Raw genomic sequence first — 20,154 nt, forward strand, 5'->3', positions numbered from 1 at the left:
TTTTGGACGCACCGGGATCGTTCTTGCTAATCAGAGTTCACGCAGTCAAACCCAATTATGTTTTTTCTTCTGTTGCAGCTGCCTGAGCGTGCATTTTGCGCATGATCTCGTGACTTGCGCTTGCGGCTGCCGTCTCACTCCCCCCCTCCACGTGAACTTTCGGATAAGCGATCTTGATGCCGTTTTCTTCGAAAGCCTTCTTGATCATCATGTTCGCCCGCCGCTTGATGCCGAACTGTGTCCCGGGTTTGGTCATCAGTTTCGTCCGCAGGAGGATTGAGTACTCGCCGAAACTATCGATACCTTGCATCTTCAACGGCTCGATCGTATTGGCCGCGAATTCCGGGTCTTCCGCCAGTTCCAGACCGATCTGTTTGATCAGCTTGCGGGCAAGTTCAACATCAGAGTCGTGGGTGACCCCGATTGTCATCTTTTCGATCACCCAATCGCGGCTCATGTTCTGAATAGCGCCAAGCTGGCCGAACGGTACGGTGAAGACCGGACCGCGATGGTGCCGCAGTCTTATGGAGCGCAGACTGAAGGATTCCACCGTTCCTTTGTACGATCCGCTCTGGATATACTCTCCGACGCGGAATGCGTCATCAAGCATATAGAAAACCCCGCTCAAGATGTCTTTGACAAGCGTTTGCGCGCCAAAGCCGATGGCGACGCCAAAAATGCCGGCTCCCGCGATCAAAGGCAGGATTTGTACGCCCATGCCCGATAGAATTGTCAGCACGGCTACAACGGCAATGAATGCGGCAAGCGCATTGCGAAATATCGGCAACAATGTACGCACACGACCCGAACGTGCTATCGCCGCAACGCTGACGTCGGCTGGATCGACGGCCCTTAACTGATAGTCGATCAATGCCTTCGACAATTGCCAGAGCAAGTCGGCTACGACCAGGATAATGATGGCGTTGAATAGACCATTGACCAAGCGCTCGCCGAGTCCGTTCCCGGACAGTGCCGCAGCACTGAATTTCCACAAGTAGGCCAGCCAGACGACCGCTGCCGCAATGACCAGTGCCCTCGCCCCTCTGGCAACAATGACATCGAATATTACGCCAATGACACCGGTTGGCTTATCGTTACCGGCAAACGCCTGCGCCAAACGACCTGCACCGCGCAGAACGGGTGGTAATAAAAGCGCATAGATGCCGATCCACAGGACCCCCAGCATTCCACCAACCCAGATCAACCAGAGGCCGATCAGAAAGAGAGTAAGCAGCATAGCCTTCAAAGCCGATGGACCGGGGCCAGGGTGACGCCATACTACCTCAATCGCGACAGGCAGCAGCCCAAGTCCCAGCAGAAATGACCCTATCTGTGCAACTTCTGGCGAAAAGCCGACAGCGCGCATGATGCTGACTATTGCCCAGCCGAACAAGAAAACTCCGGCCATAACACTGATACGCCGGCTCCAGAAACTCGCCGTCGTGATACCGTCTGCCGCCGCTTGCCGCTCGGGAAACGTGCCATTTGGCATTTCATCGGGCGGTTGATCTGGCGTCGTTGAAGGCTGGATGGCAAGGAGAACAGTGGCTGGGGTGCAGATGCTTCGCACGAAACGGAAGGCGATAACAGCTACGAGGAGGGTCAATATGATCCTCCGCAACAATGGCGGCCATTCCAGTATCAGGAATGATCCGATACTGGCCAACGAAAAGGTCAGCAAAGCGGCCAGATTGGCCAGGATTGCCTGTGGAACCAGATTTCGCCCGTAAGATAATGCTTTGTTCGGCAGCCATTTCCTTACCAGCCATTCGGCACCGAAACCCACCGCCATTAACGCGACCAGAATGAGGATGACCTTGCCTGGCCTGCCGTCATTAACGTCACGCGCGATCACACCGGAAGCGTCCGCCAGTTCCCGGGGGATGCGAGGCACAGCAGCAACAAGCCCGGCGATACGGTTGCGAACTGCTGTTTCCCAACTTGCAAAGGTGTCCGAAAGCGCCGGCGCAGTTGCGGGCGGCGGAGCGGCTTTGCTTTCCAGCCACGCCTTGACGTCTGGCTCATTGAGCACCTCGAGAAGCTGTCTTACTTTCTCAGGCGGCACCTCTGGGGCTGTCTCCTGAGCCCAACCGGAACCCTGCCAGATGGACAACACGATGAATGTGACCAACACTAGCGCACAATTTCGCAGGGCCAACACCGTTCCCATGTCAGATCTCCGGGCCGGAAACATTAACATCCCGCCATACTGGCAACGTATAAGTCTTGAGGGAAACGACAGTTCGGCTGATAACCGCGCTGCACGACAGTTCATGGTGCACCAACCGGACCTCCCCCTTTCTTGTGTGTTCAAAGCATCAAAGACGAAGCCTGAACCATTTATAAGGCGACAATTTCTAGCAGAGTGAAGTAACGACAAAGAAAGTGCAATAGCTATTCATTTGCGAAAAGCGTTAGTCGACGACCTGATCACATAATAACGTATTTCCGATTTTTTTATAACTGGTATCTCTACAACATGGTATCGCCGAACGGACACCGATGCGCCCGCGCTATCCGATGGGCGCATCGGTCCGACCGGCAGTTATTTCTGAGATAATTGAACTGCGATGGATAAAATCCGGACCGATTTCTACTGACCCGTCGCCCTCGTGCTCTCATACAGTCCAGGGTTGGTTCTATATTCTTCTCGGGCTTCAATCGGCGCTCATCGCAATAAAAAACTTCCAGTTCCGCCCACTCACAAGAACTTTTCCAACAAAAGCACGAAGCGTGCTTTTCATAAGATGATGCACAAAAACAAAGAGTTAACGAGGATCTCCCGACTCCGTTTTAACCGGAAACGCTCTAGACCAGTTCCGGTTCCGGGCTGAGGGAGATTGCCTCTTCTCTTTGAATTTCGAGTGCCTGTGGTACCGAAAGATACATGGCAATCGCGAAGCCAATCAGCCCACCGCCAATTTTTCCCAATAGCAATGGCAGAATAATCGTGGGCTGGAAGTTGGCAGAAAAGGCCAGGTGATCACCAAAGGTGAAGGCCGCGCAAACAGCAAACGCAATGACCAGGACTTTATCCTTTGGGGGCATTGTTTCAACAAGGCGAAACATGGCCAGAATATTGGCCGATGCCGCCAAAAGTCCGGCTGCTCCAGCCGATGACAGGCCGAGCCTGGAACCAGCTTTCTCCATGGGTTTCGCCAGGTAGCGATTCAGAAGATAAACCATCGGGAAGGCACCACACAACATGATGCCTATATAGCCAGCTATCTCCAGTGCACGAAACTGGTCTTCACTGTCGGCGATGATGGGTGCAAATCCCCATCCGCCGAGTACCGTGCTGAAAGCTGATGTAAAATATTCGACGATTGAGCTGACCAGGACCAGCGTAATTGCCGCATACATGATCCTGCCGAACCACAGGAAGATCGCAATCATCAGACCAGGCAGAAATCGTAATCCAGTTGCAAGGGCCACGCAAAACAAAATCAAGGGAAATATGTTGCGCAGGATCGTGGAGAACGAAAGATCGACTGGCAGGTCAGGGGTCCCCGTCGCGGCTATATCGGCGCGTATACTCGTGCCGAAGAAGCCGATCAGTAAACAGGTTATGATAACGCCGGCAGGAATGCTGAGAACGCCCGACATGATACCCAAAGCCATGTACTTGTGATCGCGTTTGTTCAGCATGGCTAACCCGACTGGAATGGAGAAGATGATTGTAGCACCTGCCATGAACCCGACCACCAAAGCCATGATCCAGCCTTCGGGCGACTGGGCCAACGCTTTCGCCAATTGATACCCACCCATGTCGGCTGCAATTACCGTTGTTGCCGCGATAGCCGGGTCCGCACCCAACATTGTGTGCAGTGGTCCGACGAGTGAACTGATGAACTTTGAAAGATACGGTATCGAAGCCATGATACCGGCTACTGGAATGAAAATAGGACCGATACTGTGCAGACCTGCCACGAATTCTTTACCAAGGCCCGTTTCGTTATTGAAGATTGAAGCAACCGCTCCCGCGATTGCACACATCATGATGATGTAGATGACGAAGGTTCCGATATGTTCCATTGCCGTCCCCATTTTATGGTTCTTGTTGCGGATATGGATAAGGTAGCCGAGCCACCCGTCAGCTCAGATCATCTGAACAGCTGAGACAGGTGATCATTGAGGAAAAAACCCTGCGGATCGAGTTTGCGACGCAGTTCCCGGAATTGCCCGGCTTTGGGATAAATGTTTGTTACATCCTGCCCGGTGAGAAAGTGCAACTTGCCCCAGTGCGGTCGTGAGCCATAGCTGCGAAGAATGGCGTCAACATCCCGCAAATAAGGCCAATAGTCGGTTCCAGGTTCACCCGATACGGAAACCGTTACACTATCCTGCTCGAAGAATGGACTAATCCAGGCATCGTCACCCGCTGTAAAGCGATATTCTATCGGATAAATGCACTCGGGATATTTCTCCAGCATCAGCTTGCGCACGGCCTTGACCGCGGCCTTGCCATGGGCGACGGGCACAGCATATTCAAGTTCGTGGAAATTCGGCACATATTCGATTGGATAGATTTCAGAACTATACGCGATCTTTTCGAAATCCGAGGACATGGGTGCTTCCTCGGTTATATCCATGGTTTTCATCTCACACACATCGGTTGTGCGACCGGAGCGAGAAGTCGCAGCCGTATCCGGCAGGCAGTAACAATGGCGGCTCTGTTCTGTCGGACACCAGAAAAAGCTGAAATGGCGATGTTTGGCGGCCAGCTCATCATGCATTTCCATGCACGCATCAAAGTCCTCGCGCCAGAGGCGCTCATGGAGATTGTAGGAATCCAACAGCTGCAAGGTGATTTCCGATATGACGCCCAGCGTTCCAACCGATACACGACTGGCCTTCAGCAGATCAGGTGTTGTCTCATCGGCCACAAGAATTTCACCATTGGGCTGAATGATCTTCATGCCTACAATCGCTGACGCGAGATTGGAAAGCTTTGCCCCGGTTCCATGCGTCCCTGTCGTCAGGGCGCCAGCCAGCGCCTGACTGTCGATATCGCCCTGGTTGACCATCGACAGGCCATTGTCCTTGAGATAACGACCAAGCTCGTTGATGGTGGTTCCGGCAGCGGCTGTTACACGTTTGCGCTGCGTGTCGATGCCCTTGATGCCTTTCATACCCGACAATGTCAAAAGTAGACCGCTGGTCGCGACTACGGGTGTAAAGGAATGGCCAGAACCAGCGCAGCGCACATTGAGGCCCTGTGACGTTGCTGCGTGAACCATCTCACAGAGTTCCGTCTCGCTGGTTGGGGCACCTGCTGCGCTTGTCACACAGGACTGGTTTCCTACCCAGTTGCGCCAATGCCCACCTGCACCCAGCATTATTTGGTTTGTCATTGTTGTTCCCCTTTCATGAATTCGGCGACGCTTATGATGCGCCTTGTCCGGAAACGGTCCGCGTGAAGTGTCAGATTGCCGTGTAGGCGTTATCGGCGAAGATATGCGCGCCGTTTACAAAGCTGGATTCGTCGCTTGCCAGGAAAAGAGCGGCTGAGGCTACTTCCGATGGCTGGCAAAGCCGGCCTTGAGCCACCTTGATTGCCTCTTCCGATACATCTACGCCGAAACTCTTCAGCATCCGGATTTCCTTCAATCCATGTGCAGTGGCGATAAAGCCAGGACAAATTGCGTTGCTGCGAATATTGCGATCACGAAATTCGACAGCCAGCGCCCTTGAGAACATATGGCAGGCTCCCTTGCTCGTGCAGTAGAGCACCTCCATCGGTGTGCCAACAACCGCGGAAATGGAGGAAGTACTGATGATACTGCCGCCGCCAGCCGCGATCATGCCGGGCAGAACTGCCTTGGAGACCAGAAACATACTTTTGACATTCACAGCCATCAGGCGATCCCATTCCGCTTCTTCTGTTTCCAGAAAAGGCCCGGCAGCGAGAATGCCTGCATGGTTCATCAACACGGTAACGGGGCCGAATGTATCCTGTACATGCTGGCAGGCGGTTTCCACCTGATCCGCACGGGACACGTCGGCTGGCGCGAAGACTACCGAATGTCCGTCGTCGTTCAGACGCTGTGCTATGTTCGCACCGTCGCTCTGCGGTAGATCAACGATGCCGACCCTCGCTCCCTCGCGCGCAAACAGTTCAGACGCGGCCAAGCCGCAGCCGCCTGCACCTCCAGTAATGAGCGCTACTTTCCCAGATAGTCTTCCAGGCATTTTTCCTCCTTCGGAGCTTGTCCGCATTTCATGAATACTTCCCCGTGGTTCGCTTCGTGTCGAACTCTTGACCGTTGAGTGGAAAGCCTAGTGCCCCTAAAGTGGGCCGTCGATATGCCGAAAGTTATAGGGGAGACATGACCGTGCATGTGCGTGAAGCGGAAGGCATTTCCAATATCATACGTTCTATCGGCACGACCGGTTTCGGCAACATTCTCGACCGGAATCTGCAAAGTCACATTGATTTCGATATGAGCTGCATTTTCGTCTTTACGTTCAATGATCGCCCGGTGCTTGTGCATGACGGCTATAGCCGGACCGTGTCCCGCAAGGCGCTGGATGCCTATATGCGTGGTGGATATCTGCTTGATCCATTTTATGTGGCATGCGTCAACGAGCACCCCGCTGGTCTATGGCGGATGAGTGAACTTGCTCCGGACAGCTTTTTCAACTCTGGCTTTGTTATCGCTCGCGATATTCACCCCTGCGTATCATCCGAGGCAGGGGCGCTGGTTGAGGAGATCGGCTTTATTGTTCCCTTGAAAGGGCGAACCGCTGCGGTCTACTCATTGATGCGCAATCAGGGAAAACAGCCTTTCAGCGAACCGGAAATCGAAGCGCTTCGGTCGATGGCACCAGTGTTGAGCGCAGCCATCTCAAGCCATCACCAGCAGGTCATTCCTGCGGTTAATACCAGTCACGAAAAGGAAGATATCGAGGCGACGTTCCTGGGCGTTTTCCAGGATACACTTACGCCAACACAACGAATTGTCGCGCGCCTGATCTTGCGCGGACACAGCAACTTGTCGATAGCGCGGAATATGAATATCTCTGAGGGCACGGCGAAGATACATCGCTCGAACATCTATAAGCGTCTTTCCATTTCGAGCCAGTCGGAGTTGTTTCAGCTTTTCATCGGGTATCTAACCAACGAGCATCATTAGAATTGCCAACCCTGCGCTGAGCAAGAGGTAGGGCGTTTATGCTGAAACTTCGGTCCGGATTTTCGGGAAAAATAGGTGACTATCAGCATTAACGAGCATCTTTTTCTGGTTGGTATTGCCAGGTTGTTCGAGTATGGATGCACTTCGTCCCGGGGTGAACAAATCAGCCGTGAGCCTGACCAAGCGCTTGTACCGCCCCATGATCTTCTCGCATTTTCGGGTGTGGCGGTGTGCATTTCTGGCGCGATGGTCTGTATCGGTTTGACGTCGCTGCCAGGCTTGCCAGTCACGACAACGCAAGGCTGACCAGCCTGGCGGCGAAGCACTTGGAAGCCTTGGTGTATTGCCCGCCTAAGCCAGAATTTCCGTCCGCCGATCGCTATGATCACCTCATCCATATACCACTTATCATTCGGCTTGAGCCGGTCCCTGCGAATGCAGCCGGCAAAATGGCGCCCAAAACGCCAGGATCAAACAACCTGGCAATACCGTGTGAGGCGAAGCCATTACTAGCAACAAGGACGCGTTATCGCGCCTTTTTCGTTTCTCCACGTCCTTGAACCTGCAGAACAAGTACCGGAACCCGGTCGCCATCTGACCAGACAGAAGAATTTGCATTCACGTGCCGCATTCGGACTTGAACGCCGAGATCGATCGGGACAAGACCCGGTCGTTCCTCAGGAATACAAATGGCAAGATGCGCGTTTATCGCAAAAACTGGTGATATTCCCTCCAACGACTTGCCCCTTACTAACTGCAGTGTTTAATGCCGCCATGGAAAAATCATCCTTCATGCGTGTGCTCGGCATTTTTGCCATCGCAATTGGTGGCCTGGCAGCTTTCAGCCTTGTGGGAGCGATTCTTGTATTTGGAATGCAGGCGGTCATCTTCGTCGACGGTTTCGCAAGCATTCTTCTGCTCGTGATTTGTTCCGCAGTATTTTGGTTTGCAAAAATCGACTGGCGCAGACCGGAAGCTGCGGCAATAGTCGTATCATTCATGTCGTTTGTGGGTATGTGCGTCGATAGCAGGGGCAACCCCATCTACAACCTGCCTTTGGCATGGATATTTGGAAGTCAGGGCAGTCAGGTCAAAGTCAACGAAATCGTCAGTCATGGCGGCGGAAGCACAGGTGTAAATTACGATTTTCAGATCGTGAGCCTTCACGGCGCGATCGAACACTCAATCAGCGGCTGGTTGGTTATGCCAATGCGCTTTGTGGAATATCTCATCGTTCTTTCAATTGCCGTCACGATCATTACCATCATCCGAAACCATTCTGGACGCAACTGGCTTCCCGATAATGCCAGTGACTAGCCAGAAAAACATTACGTCTGGATTTCAGGAATAGCACCTGAGATCCCTTTTCACTGAACATCCTGACTCCCCATGCACTTCATAAGGGGATGTGACCCAAGAGGGAAAAACAAATGAAACGCTTCTCGCCTCGTGCGATCCTGTTCACGCTGCTGGCTGTTATTTTTTCGACAGTAGCATTTGCGCAATCAGCCGACGACACCGATCCAAATGCCGCAATCGAAAAAATGAATGCCTACGTTGCGCTTTTAAATCGCACGATCCGCGCCTCGGAATCGCTCGACCGTTACGACAGCTGGGTTGACATGAAGAAGGGACCGACCGGCAAGGAACGAAACGTTTACGGACTTTACTCGCTCTACGATGTACGCAGTGAAATCGACGCAGCAGAAGCTGCCACGACGGCAGAACCAAAACTGCCCTCACTCGACGAGGCGATGGTGAGCTATATCGCTATTTACAAGAAACTTGCGCCCGTTATCGACAAGGCCAGCAAATATTATGATCGCAAGGACTACAAGTCCGACAAATTTTCTGGTGCCAAGGAGTTCCATAAGCAGATCGCAGAATACGCCCCGGACTTCACCAGGGAACGCAAGCACGTCGATGAACTGCTCGGCGAAGAAAAGAGCAAGATCGATTTGGCGGAGCTTGATGCTATTGAAAAGACCGAAGGCAAGAAGGCCAGCTGGCATGTTCGCAACGTCATGATCCGTGCCAATACTGTTGTTGAGCTACTGCCCGATAACGATAAGCCGGTCGTCGACATGAATGCCTTCGAAAAAGCCATGGATTCTTATGCTAGTGCCGTTCGTGAAATGGATGATTACGCAACCGAAAATCCAAACTCCTTCCACGTTTTCGAATCTCGTCCTGCAAGCCTTCTTGGCAAACTGCGTGACTTCCAGGAAAAACTGGAAAAGACCAAGGGCGACGCACGCAAGGGCGGAGCCTCTTCTGATCTTCAGTGGATCGTCAACGACTACAATATGATGGTTACCACATCACAGAATGCTACAATTTTCTCCCGCGACTGACGATATCCGGAACGATCGGGGATGAGACGATAATTAATGACCGGTCGGGAAAACAGATACTTTGCAGGGTTGCAAAGATCGCTCCCACGGCAGCCTGTAATCCAGGCCGGTCCTGCTCGTTCGTCCTTGTTGATTGTTCAAGCTGAGGGGGAAGCCAGGGTCAGCATCGGCTTTCCCGCCAGCCGATCCCGGTAAGATACCGTAAACGTCCAGGACAAGCACGGGACGATTATGTTTGCGGAGCAGATCGGGCGAGCGAAAAACGCAAGGACCGGACGTAAACCGTCTGCTGCCCTGGACGCCCACCGGTCCGGACGTGGTGTTTATGAACTTGTTCTGGAACGAGGCCTGATGTCCCAGGATTACACTCGAGTTACTACGGATCTGAATGTCTCTGCCTAAATTTTGTCCCGGCCAAAACCCTTGGCTGACTCCGCAACAGCAGCATCCTGCTCCAGACGCCTTGAATGTACAGGAGCCGCCTGCCCCTACTGTTGAGCGATGTGGTAATTGCAAATCAGAAACTTTTCGGTGCACGGGATAGTGGCTGGTGTGGTGACGAGACAAGATTTTCAATAATCTTCCGACATGCGCCACCAATGCTGGCTGCAAACAGATGCTCAAACCGGGCATTAATTTTATGAAATCGAACAGTTAATTTTATATTTTCACAGCATACCAACCGCATCCCCTCCAATAATCTTCATAATTATTAATATATTTTTTAATTCACCTCAATACAGCGACGTATACATCTCCTCCATTATAACCTTTTTCAGTCAAAATGATTACTCTTTCGCCCGCCTTTATTTTACCAGAAACAAAGCATACGATATTAGGTCCGCAATCGAGCTTGGTAATACAAATGGATTGCGGTAATTTTGACTTAAAGTACTGCTCATTGCTTACATGTATAACTGTTTGCGCCAGAATGGTCCCTCTATCGCTGGTCTCGGTCCATTCAAGTTTGCTCGACAGGCAATTGACGCAAGCGTCGCGCGCAGGATACTGAAATGCAAGGCATTCCACACACCTCTGAAGTTGGAAACTTTTCTGTCCCACGCCTGCACCTTGCATCTCGTTTGGACTGCTTATGGCGGATACTGCGTGTGTCATGCTCCCTTCCCTTCAAGGATTGCTGCTCCCGAACATAGTCCGCGATCATAATTGATCATACCAAAGCCTGATATCAGCGCGCGGCGCGCATCCTTTACCTGATTGTCGAGGGATGCACCGGTAAGCTGACGCAGAGTTTCAACGATACCCAGATGCCCCCCCGCAGCTCCAGCCTGGCCAACCGATAACTGTCCACCCGACGTGTTATGTGGAAAATCGCCGTCAACAGTCATGCTGTGAGATCGCACAAAGTCCTTGGCTTCTCCTTTTTGGCAAAAGCCCAGATCTTCAAGCTGCATCATTACGATGACTGGATAGTCGTCATAGGTCTGGACCAGATCGATTTCCGCTGGACTACAACACGCCATTGCCCACAGTTCGTCACGGTCAAGAGCCCAACCTCCCCGCTCTTGAACGGGGTCGTCAGAAAAGGCGTTGTGCCGTTCGATCGCCGAGCGAAGATGGACATACTGCAACCCTTGCGCCAAAGCTGTTTCTTCACGCATAACCAGAAAAGCCTCAGCACCTGCACAGGGCATAACACAATCGAACAGGCAGATGGGGTCTGCGATCATGCGTGAATTCAGATAATCCTCCAGGCTTAATGGCTTTTTCATCAGCGCATGCGGATAGAGAAGCGCATTTTCCCGCTGCGATACACTGATCTTGCCGAAGTCCTCGCGAGTTGCACCAAACTTGCGCATGTAGTGATCTGTGAGAAAAGCAAAACTGCCATTCGGCCCCGCTGCACCATAGGGATAAACTGCGTCTTGCGAGAACCGCGAGAAATTTCGAACCAGGTCACGGAATCCATCGCGTGGATTGGTATCACCAGCAACGCAGGCAACAACATCTGCATCGCCGGACTGCACAGCACGTGCAGCCCTTCGCAAACTTACTACTCCGCTTGCGCCACCCATAGGCACATGATCAAGCCATCGCGTACAAAAGCCAAAATGCTGGGTCAACGCGACAGCACTATCCGATCCGAGTGAAAAACTGGCAACGGACAGACCATCGATTGCAGCTTTCTCGAAACCAGATTTTTCCAGAAGGAGGCGAAGAGCACGACCAATCCAGTAATGAGCTGTCCGGTCCGAGAAACGTTCGTAAGGTACACTTACCGGCGTAGCCAGCACGACATCGTTATAGTTTAGGCGCCGCGCCATCAGCTCATGGTCCTTTCTAATGGAACGTTCTGCGTTTCCAAAGATCCGGAAGAGGTTTCCTTCGATAAGATAACAGCGATAACGGATATCAGCCCGAGACCCGCCAGGAAAAGCGAGACTGGCCAAGAGGCTTGAAAACTCGCAAGCAAGGCAGTCGCAATCAGTGGTGACATTCCACCTGCGAAAACAGACGCAATTTCATGTCCCAGGGCAACGCCAGTATAACGCACTTCCGGATCGAACAACTCGGAAAAGAAGGCTGGCATAGTGCCCACCATCGCCGCGTGGCACACAGCATTCCCGATCAGAAAGGCGAGAAGAATCATTGGGTTTGAAAGCGTGTCGATAAGCCAGAAGAACGGAAATGCCACACAGATAATCCCGATAGCGCCGAACATAAACACGGGACGTCTTCCGATCTTGTCCGATAGATGTCCGAAGAAAACCATTGTACCGAGCGCGACCGACATGGACAAAATTACACCCAACAGCATGGTGCCCTGATCTGCGCCGACAAATTTTCCATACGCCAACGCGAATGCCAGAAAAATATAGGAACCACCGTTTTCGGCCACTCGTAACCCCATGGCAAGCAGCACTTCGCGCGGATGGCGCCGCAGAACTTCCTTGATTGGCAAGTGTGGCGTGGCTTCTGTTTTCCTTTCAGTCTGCGCCTGCTCAAATTCCGCACTATCTGGAAGGTTGGAGCGAATATAGATGCCAAGAGCGAATATGATGATACTAGCCAGGAATGGAACACGCCATCCCCAACTCAGGAAAGCCTCTTGAGGAAGCAGCTGCGCGAAATAAAAGGCTCCCGCCGAAAGAACAAAACCCGCGGCAACACCGACCTGGCTCCAGGCTGAATAGAGACCGCGTTGCTCGGGAGGAGCATTTTCGCTGATAATCAGCACGCCACCGCCCCACTCACCGCCCGCAGCGATGCCCTGCAAAAGGCGGAGGAACACCAGAAGTGCCGGTGCCCAAATACCAATCTGATCATAAGTTGGTAGCAATCCGATACAAAAGGTAGCGGCACCCATAATGCAAAGGGTAAGCACAAGAGCATATTTGCGTCCCAACCGGTCTCCAATATGTCCGAAGACGATCCCACCAAACGGGCGAGCGGCAAAACCAACCGCGAAGCCAGCAAAAGCTGCAAGAGTACCAGTAAGTGGATCTGTACCTGCCGGAAAAAACAACTTGCTGAAAACAAGAGCTGCCGCGGTACCGTACAGAAAAAAATCATACCATTCCAGCGCGTTCCCTGCGACTGAAGCGGCCACAATTTTACGCATTTGCGACTTCGATGGTCTTCTGTGATCAAGACATGTATGCGTAGAGACAGACATTGTTGTTCCCCTTGTTAGGTTTCTGTCCTGCTGTGATATGCGCGTCAGCGCTTCACGATGTAACCCGCAGCTTCCCGGTCCCAGGTAGCTTCCCCCACTCCCAATGTTCGCAGTTTGAATTTCTGTACCTTGCCATTCTCCGTTGTCGGCAACTCCGCAACGAAATCTACAAATCGCGGCACGGCAAAATACGGCATGCGCGGCTGGCAATAATCCAGGAGTTGCTCAGGACTTAACTGTGCTCCATCACGAAGAACCACCGAGACCATGACCTCATCCTCTGCCAGATCCGAATTCACCGGGAAGACGGCCGCATTGGCGATAGCCGGATGACTGGTAACCACCTGCTCAACCTCAAATGATGAAATGTTTTCACCACGACGTCGGATGGCATCCTTCATTCTGTCCAGGAAACGAAAACTTCCGCAACTGTCACGAATAACCCTGTCGCCCGAGTGGAACCAAAGATTGCGCCAGGCTTCCACGGTTTTATCAGGCATTCCGAAATACCCGGTAGCAAATGCAAACGGCTCCGATGCGCGCAACACGAGCTCGCCAGGCACACCATCTGCCACCTCATTGTCGAATTCGTCGACAACCTTTGCCTGGAATCCCGGCCTGGTCCTGCCCATAAAACCAGGTTGCTGATCTACGAGTTTATCCCCGATAGCGAAATTGGTTTCGGTAGAGCCATAACCATCAATCAGTCCGATTCCGAACCGCTTTTTGAAAACCTCGTGAAACTGCGCTGGAACGCCTGGCGCGAGTGCAATTCTAGCCTTGTGCGCACGTTCGTCGTCATTTGGGTTACGCGACAACAGCATCGGCACCATCGCACCCAGAAGATAGGTTATTGTCGCACCGTGGTGCCGGAGCGCTTCCACATATCCTGACACGGAAAATCGCTGACCCACGACAAGCGTAGAACCAGTCAGTAGCGCTTGATAAAAACTGTTGAGTGCATTTGTATGAAACAGAGGCAAGCAGCTGTAAAGGATTTCTCCTTCCCGCATTTCCAACAAGGAAGCAGTATGAACGCCCCACCAGAAGTACTGCGCCTGTGGGCAGCAAACACCTTTGGAAGCACCAGTAGTTCCAGAGGTGTACAGGATTGCTACGGTATCACCTGGCCCACTTGCATGGGCGACTTCCATGTTGTCGTCCAACTTGTAGGAAGTGACCGGAATATTTCCCTGAAATGCTGTTCCCTGATCGCCAATAGTCCATATTTTTTCGACGACCAGATTGGCCCAGTCAAGCGAATTTAACACGTGAACGAGCGAACTCTCGACGGCAATAAGTTTAGCGCCGCAATTGCTTAAAATGTGTTGGAGCTGCATTCCTCGTGAAGCGACGTTAACCGGTACGGCAACAGCGCCCGACCAAGCGCACCCAAGATAGAGTTGCATAAACTCAACCCGGTTTGAACATAAAAGCGCCACCCGGTCACCGGGAACAACGCCAGCCGCTCGGAGCGTTGCTGCCGACCGCGAAGCAATTACCAGGGCTTCGCTATAACTGATCCTGTGATCTTCGAATATCAGTAGTGCGCGGTCTTTATAGACCTGGGCCTGGCGGTGAAGTATCTCAGGCAGAGTACGGTGAACCGGCAAAAACGCTGAAACAATATCCAGATCAATCAGTTCAACGCTGTTTCGAGACGAAATATTCATGCCGACGCCTCTATGCCAATGCCAGCATCAAAACAATTTTGGCAAGCTACGACATTCAAGCAAACCATCAGAATTCCCCTTATCGTTAGTTTTTTAACGATAAAACCAATCAAACCTGGTCGCCAACAACTACGGAGCCACTTGCCATAGCTTTTGGTTATATGCAGGATGGATAACCATGACATTGGAAATCAGACAATTAAGACACTTTGCAACGGTGTCCCGCCTGGCAAGCTTCAGCGCCGCTGCCAAAGAATTAAACCTGACGCAGCCAGCCTTGAGCAAAAGCATCCGTGTTCTGGAAGAAAACATAGGTGCGCCATTATTCGAGCGCGGTCCCAACGGCGTTCAACTGACAGTATTTGGCGAGCGGTTGAAAAACTACGCTGATCTTCTACTGTCACTCGCTAACGAGGCAATCGATGAAATCGATGCATTACGTGGCGTTAGAAAGGGTTCGTTACGAGTTGGATGCGTCGCAGCCGTGTTGCGGGCCATTATGCCGAGTGCCGTCTTGAGTTTTCAGGAGCGTCATCCCGCAATAGACATTGTTGTAAGCGAAGGTCTTAATGATACATTGATTGACCTGCTGCACTCTGGGCGCCTCGACCTCGCGGTGACGCTAAGGCCATCAGGAATTCTTAATCCTGACCTCGAATACATAAACCTTCTGGAGGAGCCTCTGCTCCTGGTATGCAGCCGGACTCATCCTCTCTCTGGCCTTTCAACAGTTTCATTGTCGGATCTGAGCCCCTTTGGGTGGGTTGTGCCACCGCGCCCTGATCCCGACAGGCTAAGGCTGGACGCGCTTTTCGTCAACGCGGGTCTTCCTAAACCGAGAATGGCGGTCGAAACGACGTCTGTGGTTTTTCAATCATCGATGCTTAACGCCACTGAAAACCTGAGCTATCTGACCGAATCCAGCCTGCGCGCGCAAATGCATAGTGGTGCTGCCCTTGCCGCATTACCATTAAATGTTCCAACATGGATGCGCACGACTTGCGCTACATATCGTCGTCAAAGCGTTGCGCGGCCCACCGTGAACGCGTTTCTTCGCCACTGCGCGGAAATCTGCGCGATGATGAAGTCAAGAGAGACCTGTTAACAGGGCTGCGACTTCGCCGCGCCCAATCATTCGAAGCAACTTGAACAGTCACATTTATGGGCTAACTGGAAAAGGCTTACTTTATATCAGTTGAGATTTTTGGTCCCGACCACATCAACAACTTGGCTCCGTGACCCCGAAAAAGTATTAACCGCCGGCATTCCAACCCCAACCAGACCTGGAGGCGACAATTCAGCCTGCTTCTGCTGCGACGATCCCGTACTCCAGCTTATCGCATGGGGTCATCTTACGATACTCTACGCTTTCGATCGCTCAAATGATTTAGGCGTCAACTCCTGCAGGTCTGCCTTCGTCGCAAAACATGTCAACCTCGCTCAATTGTAATGGGTAAGCTCGTGCCGGTCAGAATAGCAAGAGCAGACGCCACCCCAACTTTTGCCAAGTCGCCGGACAGCAGACAGAGATACTAATTAAATCCGCTTGCCGGAGCGGCCATCAAATAAATGTATCCGGTTCTGATCGCCGGAAACATGCACAATCTCCCCCACCACCAAAACGGGCTTTCATCACCGTTGCGCGGCCTCCTGTTTTTGTGAATAATTTTGAACAGCCTCGGGTTCAACCTACATCGTTCAAATTGGATAGCCGTGAGCTGTTCATTGCCGAAATGCTGGGATCTATAGAAACTCGGGTTCAGAACGAACGAATTAATTCGAGCAACAAGAAACTTGGCCGCAAGGGTGGACGTCCGCCAGAAGCGTCGTGAGTATGAGAAAAAACGTCGTCAGAAACTCAAGGAAACTGAGGCTGGAAATCACTGACCATAAGTGCTATGTATGACAAAACCTCATTTTGTCATTTAACAGGAGTAAGGCCAAATGAAGCAGGAAAAGGTAGCCACTGACCTGGTCATGCATGTTCTCGCCGCTGCTGAAAGAACAGGTCTTATCACTGGCGACAAGACTGATCGTCTATCTGCTCGCGTCAATCATCGTCTCCTTGAACAAGCTAAAAAGCGTACTGGCATTAAGAGCAGTACTGCTCTCGTTGAATTTGCTCTCGCATCAATCGCGCTCGAAGACCCCTTCCCTGAGGTCTTCGACAAGATCAAAGGCACCGTAGACCCTGACATTAAACTAGGGTTCTGAGCATGCCATCATTCGACATCGCCGGGGCCAGACGTTGGCTCCGGTCTTTTCCCAACAGGAACATCGCTCGACGCCCTGATACAGAACTCCCTTTCTTCGATAAGGACACGTTAGCCTCGCAAGGGATACTCCTCGATACCTGCGTCTATATCGATCAAATGCAGGGCAAGCTGCCAGCCGATATTGAGCAATTCCTCGGAAAACGTCACCTGAACCACTCATCTGTGGCCATACAAGAGCTGGCGCACTCAATGGGAGCACTCGACCCAGCAGATCCCCGCACACCTCGTGTCCAAAAGATCATCTCAGACACTATCGGGGCAATGACTGATCACCGTACTTCTGTGCCAGATGTTGAAATTCTCGGAAGAGCAGCGATCTTGAACGGAGTCATCTGTCGCCTTCAGCACTATTCAGACGACCAGAAAAGAAAATGCCTTCAAGATTGCACCCTTTATCTGCAGGGTTTGAAAAATGGTTTCGTCATTCTGTCAAGGAACGTCAAAGATTTCGACATGTGTCTACAGCTCGTGCCTCAAGGACGAGTAATATTCTACAGAGTGTGATGCCCTATAAGAATAGGGAAAAATAAATTACTATCTGTCATACAATCCGTCCGGTATCTTATAACAATAACTTTTGTTGGATATCGCAATGACGTATACAAAGCCTGATATTTTAGTCGCACACCTTAATCGGAAACTTGAAAAAGCTATTCCGCACGCGCCACCTATAGAAAAAGTTGAGTTTTTGACTGCTGTAATGATCGCCGAGCGCGTGATGCAGGATCAGCTTGGTAGCAACGTCGAACACCTGAATCTTGTAAAAGGATCGTCATTCGAATTCTGGCCATCAAATGGCGATACCGAATTTAAAATCATTGCCACCACCGGTCTTAAGGTATTGGATGTTGTGCCATCTCCTAAAGAAGCCGGAAACACCGCGAACGACAGTTCTCACGTAAGCTCATGGTTACCGGCTTCTTTTTACATCACTGCGTCCACTATATGGACCTCGTTTCCCATCTTGTTTCTCCCGTTCGCACACTCACTGCCAAGAAAGTTGAAAAGGAACCGGGCAAACTTCTCATCCACACATCGTTTGATTTCGAATGTGGAGCCATCGGTACAATCGCAATGGGAACCATTCAGTCGCGTGGTACACCGGTTGAGCGTATCGAGTTGATGGGTGATCATCAGCGTATCGAAGTAGACGACGTTATTGACGTGCGGTGGCACCGCAATCCGGCCTTTAAGATCGATTATCCAAAAGCCACTCTTTCAGGTGATTGCGATACGCTGACAGGGAAACCGAACTTCACGGCAGCCGCAAATGAAGATCCGAAAGGCTATCATTCGTTGCTCGCGGACGTGGTTCCAGTTAAAGCTGAGGACACTGCCGTGCCGAATATTGCGGACGGTGTTATAGCCATGGAGCGGTTGGAAGCCATGCGGTCGAGTATTGGCGTCTAGCATAAGACTTTATCGCTGCCGCTTGCAGGATTTAAAATTTTGACACAAGACACGTCAACAGCTTTGCTTGCGAAGTGTCTCGGACCGCACATAAAAATGCGCCCGCGAAATGCTGGGACCTGATCCAGCCATCTGTTTACCAGTAAACAATGTGCGAAACTCAATACCGGATCGGGTCGATTGCATGAAATGCGTAAAGGGTGCCATTTCATGGGAAAGGATCCACTCCATTTCGAGTGAAACCAGTATTCGCCATACTTCATTTACCCACCCGTCTTGTTAGCGAAACCACGGCGAAAACATAGCAGCAGGATTGCGATCATTCACTGGTTGCAGCTCGCGGTTCCTTCGCCGGAACCGGCTGCCTGTTTTTAAAACCGGCGATCTTGATTAGTGACGCCAGCAATCCGACCAGAGCTAAAGCACTTGCCGGTACCAGCATAGCCGCGACAGGCGTCCCGACCGCACTGGCTACCCATGGCATGAGGTTCTGGGCTATGAACCCGCCTAGATTACCAATAGTACTTATTGCTGCGATTGCCATGGCTACACGCTGTCCGGAGAAGAAAAGTGACGGCAAAAACCAAAGGCAGGGAAAGAGCAATGATATGCAGGGTGTGCCGATGGACATTGCAACCATACGCATCCAGTTCTCAGACAGCGCGGTGCTTAGATAAAAGCAGATAACTCCAAGACAGGAAATAGCGATCATTGCGGTGAGAACTGTCTTTTCCTTGCGCAAGTGGCGTGGCACCAGAACCAGAGCAAAAGCCCCTATAACCCATGGTATCGCGCTAAGAAGACCGTTTTCAGTTCCCGACACGCCAAATCCGCGCACCACAGTTGGTAGCCAATAGATTACGCCATAAAGTGATGCCAGGATGAGCATGTAGATGATGGCGAGAAGAAGCACGCGTCGATCCCAAATGACAGCAAGCGGATTGCCGTGCTGTCCATCCGGGGTTTCTTGTCCGAGCCGTTTCTGCAGCCACTTTCGCTCCGAGGTGGAAATGAATTTTGCATCGTCGGGCCCATTCGGCAGATAGATAAGAACGAGTGGGGTCAACAGGACCGCCGGAAGCCCCGTGGCGAGAAATACCCACTGCCACCCAGCAAAACCTAGAAAGCCATCGAGATCGAGCAAGAAGCCGCTGACGAGAGAACCAAACAGGTTTCCGAATGCACTGCCCAAGGTCAGAAAGCCAAGAACGCGAGCGCGGTATTCCTTGGGAAACCACAAGGTGAAGTAATAGATTATCCCCGGATAGGCTCCAGCCTCTGCACATCCGATCAGAAAGCGGAAGGCCGCAAAAAGGCTACCTGACGTTACCCAGGCCGTGGCAATTGTCAAAAGCCCCCAAGTCAGAAGAATTCGAGCCAGCCACAGCCGTGCGCCAAAACGGTTGACAGCGTAAGCGCTTGGAATCTCAAGCGCCAGATACCCAATGAAGAACAGAGACGAAGCAAGTCCGTAAAGTTGTTCCGTCATGTCCAGAGCGGACACCATTTGCAGTTTTGCGAATCCTACATTGGCGCGGTCGATAATCGCTATCAAATAAATAAAGACGACGAGCGGTACGATCCGCCGGGTAATTCGCTGAAAAAGCTTTTTCTCGTCGGTCGCATATATCCCGTGTGCCACGCTCACTCTCCCCATTCCGCCAGTCG

Annotated in this window: 17 protein-coding genes; 8 read left to right on the forward strand and 9 right to left on the reverse strand. The window is 51.8% G+C overall.

Annotated elements, in window-relative coordinates:
- Nucleotides 1-55: 55 nt before the first annotated feature.
- The 4 genes from AAE521_RS09190 to AAE521_RS09205 all read right to left on the reverse strand — a co-directional run bounded on the left by AAE521_RS09190 (nucleotide 56) and on the right by AAE521_RS09205 (nucleotide 6,192).
- Nucleotides 56-2,170 carry a mechanosensitive ion channel family protein gene (locus tag AAE521_RS09190; protein WP_342061142.1) on the reverse strand — a complete coding sequence of 705 codons (2,115 nt, stop codon included), beginning with the start codon at nucleotides 2,168-2,170 and terminating at the stop codon, nucleotides 56-58.
- A 638-nt stretch (nucleotides 2,171-2,808) separates the two neighbouring features.
- Nucleotides 2,809-4,035: an ethanolamine utilization protein EutH gene (gene eutH, locus AAE521_RS09195; protein WP_342061143.1), complete on the reverse strand. Its 1,227-nt coding sequence runs from the start codon at nucleotides 4,033-4,035 to the stop codon at nucleotides 2,809-2,811.
- A 68-nt stretch (nucleotides 4,036-4,103) separates the two neighbouring features.
- Complete coding sequence (locus AAE521_RS09200) at nucleotides 4,104-5,339, reverse strand: D-arabinono-1,4-lactone oxidase (protein WP_342061187.1); 1,236 nt, start codon at nucleotides 5,337-5,339, stop codon at nucleotides 4,104-4,106.
- 85 nt (nucleotides 5,340-5,424) lie between these two features.
- The gene (locus tag AAE521_RS09205; protein ID WP_071634200.1) at nucleotides 5,425-6,192 is read right to left on the reverse strand and encodes an SDR family NAD(P)-dependent oxidoreductase; all 768 of its coding nucleotides are present in this window, start codon (nucleotides 6,190-6,192) and stop codon (nucleotides 5,425-5,427) included.
- A gap of 137 nt (nucleotides 6,193-6,329) precedes the next feature.
- Between AAE521_RS09205 and AAE521_RS09210 the strand changes: the two genes are divergently transcribed.
- From AAE521_RS09210 to AAE521_RS09225, 4 genes are all read left to right on the forward strand, one after another.
- Nucleotides 6,330-7,136, forward strand: a complete 807-nt coding sequence (locus tag AAE521_RS09210; protein ID WP_071634201.1) for a helix-turn-helix transcriptional regulator — start codon at nucleotides 6,330-6,332, stop codon at nucleotides 7,134-7,136.
- A 75-nt stretch (nucleotides 7,137-7,211) separates the two neighbouring features.
- Nucleotides 7,212-7,442, forward strand: a complete 231-nt coding sequence (locus AAE521_RS09215; RefSeq protein ID WP_342061144.1) for a hypothetical protein — start codon at nucleotides 7,212-7,214, stop codon at nucleotides 7,440-7,442.
- 306 nt (nucleotides 7,443-7,748) lie between these two features.
- On the forward strand, nucleotides 7,749-8,453 hold the full coding sequence (locus AAE521_RS09220; protein WP_342061145.1) for a hypothetical protein: 705 nt from the start codon (nucleotides 7,749-7,751) through the stop codon (nucleotides 8,451-8,453).
- 113 nt (nucleotides 8,454-8,566) lie between these two features.
- The gene (locus AAE521_RS09225) at nucleotides 8,567-9,490 is read left to right on the forward strand and encodes a YiiG family protein (RefSeq protein WP_342061146.1); all 924 of its coding nucleotides are present in this window, start codon (nucleotides 8,567-8,569) and stop codon (nucleotides 9,488-9,490) included.
- Nucleotides 9,491-10,219: 729 nt separating this feature from the next.
- Here the strand turns inward: AAE521_RS09225 and AAE521_RS09230 are convergent.
- The 4 genes from AAE521_RS09230 to AAE521_RS09245 form a co-directional block, all read right to left on the reverse strand.
- Nucleotides 10,220-10,606, reverse strand: coding sequence for a Zn-ribbon domain-containing OB-fold protein (locus tag AAE521_RS09230; RefSeq protein WP_342061147.1), 387 nt, complete (start codon nucleotides 10,604-10,606; stop codon nucleotides 10,220-10,222).
- Nucleotides 10,603-11,775, reverse strand: coding sequence for a thiolase family protein (locus tag AAE521_RS09235; RefSeq protein ID WP_071632478.1), 1,173 nt, complete (start codon nucleotides 11,773-11,775; stop codon nucleotides 10,603-10,605). Before AAE521_RS09235 ends, AAE521_RS09230 begins: the two co-directional genes overlap by 4 nt.
- A complete protein-coding gene (locus AAE521_RS09240; protein WP_342061148.1) occupies nucleotides 11,775-13,073 on the reverse strand; it encodes an MFS transporter in 1,299 nt (432 codons plus the stop codon). Before AAE521_RS09240 ends, AAE521_RS09235 begins: the two co-directional genes overlap by 1 nt.
- A 98-nt stretch (nucleotides 13,074-13,171) precedes the next feature.
- The gene (locus AAE521_RS09245; protein ID WP_342061149.1) at nucleotides 13,172-14,800 is read right to left on the reverse strand and encodes an ATP-dependent acyl-CoA ligase; all 1,629 of its coding nucleotides are present in this window, start codon (nucleotides 14,798-14,800) and stop codon (nucleotides 13,172-13,174) included.
- 178 nt (nucleotides 14,801-14,978) lie between these two features.
- Here AAE521_RS09245 and AAE521_RS09250 point away from each other — a divergent pair, with 178 nt between their 5' ends.
- The 4 genes from AAE521_RS09250 to AAE521_RS09265 all read left to right on the forward strand — a co-directional run bounded on the left by AAE521_RS09250 (nucleotide 14,979) and on the right by AAE521_RS09265 (nucleotide 18,486).
- Nucleotides 14,979-15,905 (forward strand): LysR family transcriptional regulator, encoded by a 927-nt coding sequence (locus tag AAE521_RS09250; protein WP_342061150.1) that lies wholly within the window; start codon nucleotides 14,979-14,981, stop codon nucleotides 15,903-15,905.
- Nucleotides 15,906-16,744: 839 nt separating this feature from the next.
- Entirely contained in the window at nucleotides 16,745-17,014 is a 270-nt protein-coding gene (locus AAE521_RS09255) for a hypothetical protein (RefSeq protein ID WP_071632476.1), read from the forward strand.
- Between the two features lie 2 nt (nucleotides 17,015-17,016).
- Nucleotides 17,017-17,580, forward strand: a complete 564-nt coding sequence (locus tag AAE521_RS09260) for a type II toxin-antitoxin system VapC family toxin (protein WP_071632475.1) — start codon at nucleotides 17,017-17,019, stop codon at nucleotides 17,578-17,580.
- Between the two features lie 402 nt (nucleotides 17,581-17,982).
- The gene (locus AAE521_RS09265) at nucleotides 17,983-18,486 is read left to right on the forward strand and encodes a Gfo/Idh/MocA family oxidoreductase (protein WP_342061151.1); all 504 of its coding nucleotides are present in this window, start codon (nucleotides 17,983-17,985) and stop codon (nucleotides 18,484-18,486) included.
- Nucleotides 18,487-18,805: 319 nt separating this feature from the next.
- Here AAE521_RS09265 and AAE521_RS09270 read toward each other — a convergent pair whose 3' ends face one another.
- Nucleotides 18,806-20,128 carry an MFS transporter gene (locus AAE521_RS09270; RefSeq protein ID WP_342061152.1) on the reverse strand — a complete coding sequence of 441 codons (1,323 nt, stop codon included), beginning with the start codon at nucleotides 20,126-20,128 and terminating at the stop codon, nucleotides 18,806-18,808.
- Nucleotides 20,129-20,154 lie beyond the last annotated feature (26 nt).

Origin of the sequence: Brucella cytisi (assembly GCF_038433355.1) — a bacterium.
Classification (GTDB): Bacteria; Pseudomonadota; Alphaproteobacteria; order Rhizobiales; family Rhizobiaceae; genus Brucella; species Brucella cytisi.

Coding starts and splice junctions, on each gene's coding strand:
- AAE521_RS09190 (WP_342061142.1), bottom strand. CDS start 2,170: ATGGGAACGGTGTTGGCCCTGCGAAATTGTGCGCTAGTGTTGGTCACA.
- eutH (WP_342061143.1), bottom strand. CDS start 4,035: ATGGAACATATCGGAACCTTCGTCATCTACATCATCATGATGTGTGCA.
- AAE521_RS09200 (WP_342061187.1), bottom strand. CDS start 5,339: ATGCTGGGTGCAGGTGGGCATTGGCGCAACTGGGTAGGAAACCAGTCC.
- AAE521_RS09205 (WP_071634200.1), bottom strand. CDS start 6,192: ATGCCTGGAAGACTATCTGGGAAAGTAGCGCTCATTACTGGAGGTGCA.
- AAE521_RS09210 (WP_071634201.1), top strand. CDS start 6,330: ATGACCGTGCATGTGCGTGAAGCGGAAGGCATTTCCAATATCATACGT.
- AAE521_RS09225 (WP_342061146.1), top strand. CDS start 8,567: ATGAAACGCTTCTCGCCTCGTGCGATCCTGTTCACGCTGCTGGCTGTT.
- AAE521_RS09230 (WP_342061147.1), bottom strand. CDS start 10,606: ATGACACACGCAGTATCCGCCATAAGCAGTCCAAACGAGATGCAAGGT.
- AAE521_RS09235 (WP_071632478.1), bottom strand. CDS start 11,775: ATGGCGCGGCGCCTAAACTATAACGATGTCGTGCTGGCTACGCCGGTA.
- AAE521_RS09240 (WP_342061148.1), bottom strand. CDS start 13,073: ATGCGTAAAATTGTGGCCGCTTCAGTCGCAGGGAACGCGCTGGAATGG.
- AAE521_RS09245 (WP_342061149.1), bottom strand. CDS start 14,800: ATGAATATTTCGTCTCGAAACAGCGTTGAACTGATTGATCTGGATATT.
- AAE521_RS09250 (WP_342061150.1), top strand. CDS start 14,979: ATGACATTGGAAATCAGACAATTAAGACACTTTGCAACGGTGTCCCGC.
- AAE521_RS09255 (WP_071632476.1), top strand. CDS start 16,745: ATGAAGCAGGAAAAGGTAGCCACTGACCTGGTCATGCATGTTCTCGCC.
- AAE521_RS09260 (WP_071632475.1), top strand. CDS start 17,017: ATGCCATCATTCGACATCGCCGGGGCCAGACGTTGGCTCCGGTCTTTT.
- AAE521_RS09265 (WP_342061151.1), top strand. CDS start 17,983: ATGGTTACCGGCTTCTTTTTACATCACTGCGTCCACTATATGGACCTC.